The organism is Psittacicella gerlachiana, from assembly GCF_003585965.1.
Taxonomy (GTDB): Bacteria; Pseudomonadota; Gammaproteobacteria; order Enterobacterales; family Psittacicellaceae; genus Psittacicella; species Psittacicella gerlachiana.
Genome location: NZ_NRJF01000067.1, coordinates 1 through 9,456, shown reverse-complemented (window position 1 = coordinate 9,456; position 9,456 = coordinate 1). Strand labels below are relative to the sequence as shown.

Sequence of the window (9,456 nt, the reverse complement as noted above, 5' to 3'; positions counted from 1 at the left end):
AATCTTTACCGTAAAAAAGAATTGCTCTTAACGAGAAAATATTTATTCCTAAAAATTAATAAAGCTCAGCCAACTCATGGCTAAACGGTTATAATATATATAATGATTGCCAATAAGTAGTAAGTCTGCTTTCTTTCATTCCTTTTAAAAAGTTAGAGCTACTTTTAAAAGTTTTAATTCATTCACTAATCTATGAGATTGGTCCCCATAGAGGGCGATTTACATGTTAAATATTTTAGTTTTAAAATCTTCATTACAACCAAATAACTTTTCGCAAACTGATTGGTTGTTAAATCAAGCACTACAAACTATTGTGAGTGCGGTTGAGGATTATAATCCTCCTCACAAATATTCTCCGTTTACTTATCAATATATTAACCTTGATAAGTTTAACTTAATTTATCAAAAATTTACTCCTTACATTCTTGAAAAATTTAATCAGCAATTAATCTTAACTAATACTGATACTAAAGAAGACTTTACGTCCAAAGTACAAGAGTTTTTGCAAGAACAAGGGTTAAATAACCTTGTCGATGTAGTCGCAGCTCAAGGACGTACCCTTGATCTTAATCTTACTGACTTTACAAAGCAAACTCTTGCTGAGTTTAGTTTATTCTATGATCAACTGCTCGAACGTGATCCGGCAAAAGTAAAACTCTTAGTTCGTGATGTTGATGCCTTACCATTTAACTACACTTATGGACACGTACAAATTGCCGATCAATTTAACCCTATACGTTTAAGCACGCGTCGTCTTTTTGCTAATAAGTTTAATGAGCTTAACTGGTTTAGTGAACAAGCGACTTCAGGCTTACAACAAGAATTTAATGAGTATTATGTTAGCAAGATCTTTAAACCTTTTTATCAAGCTAACCTCTTACCTATTGTCAAAAGTACTAATCTTGAGCGTTTTTCTTACACTCCGCAACAAGATCTACAAATGTACTTTGAACTGCTTAATGCGGGTCGAGAACCACAAGGAGTAGAAAATACCCCTGCTCAGGAAGTACACGGCAACTATACTTTAAGTCAAGAAAAGCATCATCTCAATGCTTTATTTGATCCAAGTGTTAGTGACACAGCGTTTAATCAAATTTATCATAAGTTGTTAACACGAGCTCGTTTACCAACTTATAATCATCCGTGGGATGAAATTCTTGAACAACATGTAGACTTTTCTTTTAATCGTACAGCAAGTGAAGCTCTTGCAAGTAAAGTCTATGCTATTGGAATCTATCAGTATAAAGTAAACAGTGCTTTATCTCGAGACTTCCCTGAAACTAACCCAAGCTTAGCTTTAGCTCAAGCCAATAATCTAGTAAATGAGTTTTTACAAGCCGATATTATTGTGATTGCTTGTCCAATCTACAATCATACGATTCCAACTAAACTCAAAAACTACCTCGATTTTTGGGTAAGATCAGGTGTTACTTTTAATACCGATAATCCACAAGAGTTTATAAGTCGTAACTTCCCTGTAGCTAAACGTCTCTTTGTCCTCTCAGCAGCGGGAGCAAACGACTATTACAAAACGACGCTAACAGATTTCTTTACAAACTTTGCAAGTTTTATTGGAGCAAAACTGCAACCAGTAGTTTATCGTCCTTACTCGGCATTTGTCCCTTGTCCTTACTTAGAGCCTGAAGTAAATCAGGAACAAGAACAAATTGCGCAGCAAACTCTCGAAGATCTCGAAAACATTTGCTATCAAGGAGTAAGCGAGTATCTTGAAGAACGTAATACCTACTTAGCAACTTCGCTCAAAGGAAATCTAAGTTTTAGTCGTCAAATTTCTCTTGTTAATACTCTTGGTCCACAGTTAATTCCTTTACTAGATCCAACTAAATTACCATTTACGGTAACCAACAATGAGGCAGATGGGAACTCACCGCAAGCTATAGCTGCCAAACTAGCTCACTGCGTCCCTGAAAACCTCAATGACTTTAGTGGCATCTATCTTTGGGGAACCTACTTTAGACAATGTACTCCGAAAGAAGAACAAGGACAAGATATTCTACAATCTCAACCAGATCTAGTAATGCATCTCAGCAAAGCAAGTGTGGATTATATTCACTATTGTTTAGAGCAAGAGCAAGCATTACGTAGTTACAATAAAGTACGAGATCTAGCAAGCATTACCCCACAAAGTGCTCAACTTTGTGCAAGTAACTGGTTAAGAGCAAGTAGTTATCCCGTAGATGTATTAACAGCTCAAGACTATGAGCGCGTAATCTTCTTTGCGAGCTTAAATCAATATCCAGTTCCTGAATTTGAAGGAAGTCAGCTCTTAGCTGCCTTACAACATCAAGCAACCTTCTTTAAAGTAAATCAAGGAACAGCTAAAGCTCACAAATATGTGCAAGCTTATGCTTTAGAAGAAGAAACTTCTACAGAAGAATAGCTATATCCCCTCCTAAATTTTGGAGGGGATAGTTATATGTATTTTTTGGGGTAGTTGAGTTTTTTAGTCGACAAATTCTCCCTATAATCTCTAGGATCTCGGTAGTTTAAGCTTCCATAAAAGATAAAAACCTTGATTTTTCGGGAAATTAATAACAACTATTCTTAATTAGCCAACTCCAAAACTCCCAAATTGCGGAAAATATCACATAAAAACTCATTTTTTTGTATAATTTAAGTGTTAAAAGAGCATTAGCTTTGTACTTGAGGTTTTATTTACGAGCAAGTTTTACTTAGTAAAAACCTTAAGATAAAGTTTAAAGTTCTTTTAGCTAATCGTTATAATCAAACTAGATAAAGAAATTACAATATTTCTTTTAATGAGAAGACCAAGCCATCTTGGTCTTTTTTTCAACTTCAGTTTTATCCTCAGAGCAATCACTTTCTAATCTAAGATTAATCACTAGAGTAACCACACGCCAATGATATATAATTTAGATTTTTTCATGAGGTTATAAACTGAAAGAAGTTAAGCTAACAGCAAAAATTAAATCCCCCACAAAAAATAATCACCATCTTTTTCCCTTTTTGTAAAAAATCCTACCTCATCTCAGTTTTTTACACCTATCTCTCTAACTTTCCTTATCCTTTAGCCTCATTTTTCTCTTAATTTCCAATAATATAACTCTAACCTCTGCTACAGAGCTACCTTGCATTTACTAGCTATTTTTAGTATAATAGGCAGATCTCAAACTAAGAGTAATCACAATAAGATTAGCTAACTTTTTACTCTTAGATCCTATTTATCTCTTTTTCATTCCTTGTTTGTTTTTTCTTAGAGTAATTTCTTACTCATTTTCAATTTTTGTTTATTACCTGTTCTTATTAATTAAAGCTTCGTTGTAAAACCAAGACTTTCGCAATTGCAATTACACCTCTAAGCTAAATCAGTTAGCTTAATTCTGTTTTTAGTTAAGAGTAGATAGAAATAATCTAATTTATAATTCTTTAAAGCCTTATAATCCAAAAGATTTATTTTTCCAAGACCGGTAATACCCAAACCTTGAACCTATAGCAATAACTTTCAATCTCAACTCTAACTTTAAGGATTCTCTATGACACAAAACCCTATAACACAAATTTTAACTCCTGAAGTATTAGAAAAATATCAAGGACTAATCTTTGATATGGATGGAACTCTACTTGAAACCGTTTCAGCTCATGGTCTAGCTTGGGAACAAACAGGAAAACTATACAATAAGGAATTTGACGTAAGCATTATGCACCGTCTTACGGGTTCATCGGCAAAGATTATTGCCGCAGCCATGGTTGAAGATGCAGGCTTAGATCCAAGTCTTACCGAAGAAGTGCTACAAACAAAAATTAATATCGTAGATAAACTCCTGTATGACGCAGCTAAAGAACTTCCTGCTTTTGCTCTTGCACGTGCTTATAAAGGGAAAAAAGCTATGGGTATAGGTACAGGTTCTTACCGTAAATTTATTGATCTTCTTGATCGTAAATTTGGTCTATATCAAATGTTTGGGCGTGAACATATTTTTGGGATGGAAGATGTAAGTAAGCATAAACCAGATTCTGAAACTTGGCTCAAAGTAGCGGCAAGCTTAAATTTAAAACCTGAACAAGCACTGGTATTTGAAGATGGAACTTTTGGGATTCAAGGTGCTTTAGCTTGTGGCATGGATGCTTTTGATGTAGTTAATAACAAATTGTATTTCGCTAAAGATTACAAAAATCTTGATGAAATCAAAGCAGCTCTTGCTCAACGTAAAATTAGCTCGTAACTCTAATTTCCTTGCAGTTACGAGAATAAAAAATTAAAAGGAAAAGCTAACTCTCGAGCCTAAAGTATAGGCTCTTAAGTTAGCTTTATCCTCTAAACTGTTTATTGAAAACTTAAGTTTTTATAATATAATAGAGAGAAGAAGTAAAAAAGCTTCTTATAGTCTACTTTTTTTGCAACTATTTCTTTCCTGATTTAGATTTTTCGCAAAACAAATTCAAATTCAAACACAACCATTCGTATTACAACACAGACCTAAAGAGTAAGTAAAAATCTATCCTACAAAACGGCTCATCTTAGCTAACTCGAAAAAGCATTTTCATTGATAGTATTTATAAAAACACAAATTTCTCTTCGTTTACATTTAACCTCATTTTTTAATTAATAGAAATAACAAGGAACACTGATGCCTAGAAGACCTTCAGTAGCAACTCTTAAAAAGAATCCAAGTCTAGAATTAATGAAATCTCTAACTATTAAACAGCTCTATGATATTGCTGAAGAGTTAGGAATGAACACCTCTGAACTAGACCGTTTATCCAAACAAGAAATTGTCTTTAAAGTCCTCAAACACCAAGCTGACCAAGGGGTTGAAGTTAAAGGATCAGGAGTACTTGAGTTACACGCTGATGGCTTTGGATTTTTACGTAGTGCAGACTTTTCTTACTTAGCTGGTCCTGATGATATTTATGTGTCTCCAAACCAAATTCGCCGTTTTAACTTAAGAACTGGTGATACGGTAATGGGACAAATCCGTCCTCCTAAAGAAGGTGAACGCTACTTTGCTCTGCTAAGAGTTGATGAAATTAACGGCGAAGAAGCCGAGAAAGCAAAAAACAAAACTCTTTTTGAGAACTTAACTCCATTATACGCAGATACACGTTATACCCTTGAGCGTAAAGGTACTAAAGAGCAAGAAAACGTGACTCCACGTTTAATTGACTTTTTAGCACCAATTGGTAAAGGGCAACGTGGTCTAATTGTTGCTCCTCCTAAAGCGGGAAAAACAGAACTTCTCAAGTCAATTGCCATCTCTATTTGCCAAAACAATCCAGATACCAAAATTATTGTTCTGTTAATCGATGAACGTCCTGAAGAAGTTACGGAAATGATTCGTACGGTAAAAGGAGAAGTAGTAGCTTCAACTTTCGATGAACCTGCTTCTCGTCACGTTCAAGTGGCTGAAATGGTAATCGAGCGTGCAAAACGTCTTGTAGAACACAAACACGATGTAGTAATTCTCCTTGATTCAATTACCCGTTTAGCTCGTGCTTATAATACGGTAACTCCAGCTTCAGGAAAAATCCTATCAGGAGGTATAGATGCTAATGCTCTCCACCGTCCAAAACGTTTCTTTGGGGCTGCACGTAATGTTGAAGAAGGTGGTTCTTTAACAATTATCGCTACCGCTCTCATAGATACAGGTTCAAAAATGGATGATGTAATCTATGAAGAGTTTAAAGGTACAGGTAACATGGAGTTACACTTAAGCCGTCGTATTGCTGAACGTCGTATCTTCCCTGCAATTGATGTGTTACCATCATCTACACGTAAAGAAAACCTCATGGTGCCACAAGATGATGTAAATGTACAATGGGAAATGCGTCAAATTCTTTCAGATGTTCCTAACGACATTGAACGTCTGAAGATTTTAATGCGTGCAATTGAAGAAACCGAAAATAACCAACAGCTCTTAGATTATTTACGCAAAGAGTACATTGAAGCTGACTCTTTTAAGCAAGCTCAGCAAGCTGTGGGTAAATAGTTTAGCAATAAGTTAACGCCTCTTCTCAGAGGCGTTATTCTTATGAAAAATAATACATAAATATAAATTTAATTCTGCTAAAATAGAGACATCAATCACTAAGTATCTACAAATAGATATTAACTCTCAATGAAAAATGTTTAATTTTAAAGATTCAGAGCTAATTAAAAACATAAAATTAAACTCTAATTAAATTTATAGTATATGTCAGATATATTATGGAAAAAGCTTAATTCTTTACAAAAAGAAGAATATATCAAAAAGATTAAAATCTTAGGTTCATTAAGTGGACTCTTTAAAGAGCTTACAGGAGAAAACGGTAATAAACCTTATCTTCATTATCGTAATCACGAAATATTTTTTATCAACACTTTTAAAGTAAAAGGAATTACCCGTCAAGATAGTGCTTTTGACGCAATTGCAACTATCGATAACCAAACTATAGGTATTGGCTTAAAAACTTGGATTCATAGTCATGATAAATCTAATCAAAAAGTAGCCGAGTTTAACAAAGATAGTGAAGAACTACGTAAACTTTTTGCTTCAAATGATGACGTAGCTTTAGTTCTAAGATTGGCGGAACTACGAAATAATAGAATTGATGACGCTAAAAGATTATATAATAGTGAGATTGATATTTATCATATAATCACTAGAGATAATGGTTGTTTCTATATTGTCGAATGCCCTTATGAAAAAATAGATATTCATAACATTCAAAATATAGAAAAGAAGAACAGCTCTATCTCATTTTTTGATGGCAAAAATCGCTATCTCTTTAATATAAGTAAAAGCACCCTATTTAAAACTTTCGATACTTCAAAGCATCAAAGAATTGCTTCAGTCCCTGTTGAAGTCTATAAGGATCCTTTTACTATTTTAGATAAAGTCATCTCAATACAAGAAGATATTAAGAGTATATCCTCTGCTTCTCAAGATTACGAATATATCATGCTTCCTTTATATAATGACGATGACTATCAAGTTAATCCTAAATCTACGTTTAATGCTTCTCTAGCCAGTTCTAAAGTCAAAGGGAGTAATACCCCTAGACCAGCTTATGAAGCCTACGCCCCGATTCCAATTTATATCCACAAGCTATACCCAAACTTTTTTGGTTTTGATGCTTTAAACCGAGAGGAAAGAAGTAAGTCTAAATTCAACTTACACTTACCTGACGGAGAAATTATTATTGCAAAAGTAACTCAAGACAATGGTAAAGCTTTACAAACCAATCCACAATCTATCTTAGGAAAATGGTTACTCTATAACATCTTTGGTTTAGAAGCTTACCAAGCTCTAACTCGAGAACTTATCGATAACAAGGAAATAGATTCGATTAAAATTTCTAAAATCGACAATAATAATTTTAAAGTTGATGTTGCAGACTTCTTAGAGTATGAAAAGTGGAAACTAAAGCATAAACATCAGATTTTAGAATTAAAAGCTGAAAAGAAAATTTTAAAAGTTCCTAAGTTTAGAGAACAAGAAATAGAATCATATTACTCATAATTCAATAGAATACAAAATCTTAGATCATAAGATGAAAGACATATGAAACTAACGTGTGCCTCATTTTTTGCAGGTGTAGGTGGTATCGACCTAGGTTTTGAGCAAGCAGGTTTTGAAATTATCTATGCCAATGAAATCGATAAATACGCCGTTGAAACCTTTAAAGCTAATAGCAAAGCTTTTATGGATCATCGTAGTATTCTCGATGTCCCTACCTCAGAGATTCCTGACTTTGATATTATGTTGGCAGGATTTCCTTGCCAAGCTTTTTCAATTGCTGGCTATAGAAAAGGTTTCGAAGATAAAGGTAGAGGCGATCTCTACTTTGAATTAGAAAGAATTTTTGCAGCCAAACAACCAAAAATTATTTTCTTAGAAAATGTAAAAAACCTTGTGAGCCATGATCAAGGTAAAACTTTTGCCATTATTGAGCAATCTCTAATTGCTCACGGTTACCATCTTAAGTATCAAGTAATGAATGCTTGCGAATATGGCAATATTCCGCAAAACCGTGAACGTATTTATATTGTTTGCTTTAAAGATCGAGCTTTAATGGAAAAATTTACTTTCCCAGAAAAAATCCCCTTAACCACTAAAATTCAGGATCTGCTCCAAGATGAAGCAACTATAGAGCAAAAGTATTTTTATACTGAGAAAACTCCGTTTTTCCCTAAACTAGTCGAAAGCATTAAAGACGCCTCGACCCTATATCAATGGCGTCGTCAGTATGTGAGAGAAAATAAAAACAACCTGTGTCCTACCCTTACGGCTAACATGGGAACAGGAGGACATAATGTTCCTTTACTCAATGTCAAAGGAACTCCACAAGGAATTAGAAAGTTAACTCCTCGTGAATGCTTTAATTTCCAAGGATATCCTCAAGAATTTGTTCTCCCTCCTTTAAGCAACGCAAGTCTATATAAACAAGCAGGAAATAGTGTAGTTGTTCCGGTAATTCGCAGAATTGCCGAGCAAATTAAACTTGCTCTTGCTTAAACTATAGATTTGAGATGCACAGCTATATAAAGCGATGAGCAACTGAGTTTATGCTCGTTATTACTCTTGCGATTATACTTGTTAATTAATTCTTTAAGCCTCCTAAAATTAGGAGGCTTTAAAGAATTACATAGACTAAGAGCTTACCTTATTTGAGGTAAGCTCTTAACGTAAATTTAAATTCAGATTTCTTATTTACTTACATAAGGTTCAAGATTACTATTCGTTAAATCTGCAACCGTTGGTAAAGCATAAGTAAATCCATAGTCACCATCTTGGATTTTTACCCAATGCTCTTTTGAGATTAAACGTTGCATTGACCAAGCATTTAAAGAAGCAACTTGATCAGAAGTAAAACTCTCGACCATTAAACGGTAATAGAAGACAGTATCTCGACAAAAATCTTCAACCCCTACAGTATTTTGGGTGATCTTATTCATTTCTTCTGGATTAGTTTGTGCGATTTGACAAATTTGAGCAGCAAACTTAAACTTTGCAAAATGAGGAGCAATAAACTCTCCATCTTTAAACTCTGCTTTTGAATTAGAGTTTAAAGCAATGTAAAATCCTTTTACATAACGATCAAGAATGGCATTTGCCGATGCCAAAGGGGTAGCTTGTTTTTCAGGATCTAATCCAGTTACCGAAAGAATTAAGTATCCCGCACGCCAAGTGAGAAGCTGTTCTTTATACACTTTGGCAAATTCTTGTGCTTGTTCAACATTTATAGTCTTTTTAGGTGTACAAGCACTTAAAACCATTAAACTTAATAAACAACTAAGGATAATAAATAATCTTTGTTTTAGCATAAAATTATTAAAAGAGAGATAAATCTTTATTCATAAGTTGCAATATTTTACCAAAAAATATGCACTTAGAATAAAAAATATCTCTCCTCAATTAACAAAAGTTAAAATCTTAAATCTAACAATAAATTAAGTATCTTTATACCTTAAGTTTAGTCCTTACTCATTACCTT

6 protein-coding genes are annotated in these 9,456 nt (G+C 33.9%); 5 read left to right on the top strand and 1 reads right to left on the bottom strand.

The annotated features are described in order from the left end of the window. Positions 1-223 precede the first annotated feature (223 nt). From CKF59_RS02860 to CKF59_RS02840, 5 genes are all read left to right on the top strand, one after another. Positions 224-2,401 (top strand): NAD(P)H-dependent oxidoreductase, encoded by a 2,178-nt coding sequence (locus tag CKF59_RS02860; protein ID WP_119534478.1) that lies wholly within the window; start codon positions 224-226, stop codon positions 2,399-2,401. Between the two features lie 1,114 nt (positions 2,402-3,515). Continuing rightward, a complete protein-coding gene (locus CKF59_RS02855) occupies positions 3,516-4,205 on the top strand; it encodes an HAD-IA family hydrolase (protein WP_119534477.1) in 690 nt (229 codons plus the stop codon). 459 nt (positions 4,206-4,664) lie between these two features. Next, positions 4,665-5,969, top strand: coding sequence for a transcription termination factor Rho (gene rho, locus CKF59_RS02850; protein WP_222985532.1), 1,305 nt, complete (start codon positions 4,665-4,667; stop codon positions 5,967-5,969). Positions 5,970-6,173: 204 nt separating this feature from the next. Then, a complete protein-coding gene (locus CKF59_RS02845; RefSeq protein WP_119534475.1) occupies positions 6,174-7,481 on the top strand; it encodes a phospholipase D-like domain-containing protein in 1,308 nt (435 codons plus the stop codon). A gap of 42 nt (positions 7,482-7,523) precedes the next feature. After that, the gene (locus CKF59_RS02840; RefSeq protein ID WP_119534474.1) at positions 7,524-8,477 is read left to right on the top strand and encodes a DNA cytosine methyltransferase; all 954 of its coding nucleotides are present in this window, start codon (positions 7,524-7,526) and stop codon (positions 8,475-8,477) included. 191 nt (positions 8,478-8,668) lie between these two features. Here the strand turns inward: CKF59_RS02840 and CKF59_RS02835 are convergent, their stop codons facing one another. After that, complete coding sequence (locus CKF59_RS02835; RefSeq protein ID WP_119534473.1) at positions 8,669-9,286, bottom strand: hypothetical protein; 618 nt, start codon at positions 9,284-9,286, stop codon at positions 8,669-8,671. Between the last annotated feature and the right edge of the window lie 170 nt (positions 9,287-9,456).

Coding starts and splice junctions, on each gene's coding strand:
- CKF59_RS02860 (WP_119534478.1), top strand. CDS start 224: ATGTTAAATATTTTAGTTTTAAAATCTTCATTACAACCAAATAACTTT.
- CKF59_RS02840 (WP_119534474.1), top strand. CDS start 7,524: ATGAAACTAACGTGTGCCTCATTTTTTGCAGGTGTAGGTGGTATCGAC.
- CKF59_RS02835 (WP_119534473.1), bottom strand. CDS start 9,286: ATGCTAAAACAAAGATTATTTATTATCCTTAGTTGTTTATTAAGTTTA.
- CKF59_RS02845 (WP_119534475.1), top strand. CDS start 6,174: ATGTCAGATATATTATGGAAAAAGCTTAATTCTTTACAAAAAGAAGAA.
- CKF59_RS02855 (WP_119534477.1), top strand. CDS start 3,516: ATGACACAAAACCCTATAACACAAATTTTAACTCCTGAAGTATTAGAA.
- rho (WP_222985532.1), top strand. CDS start 4,665: ATGAAATCTCTAACTATTAAACAGCTCTATGATATTGCTGAAGAGTTA.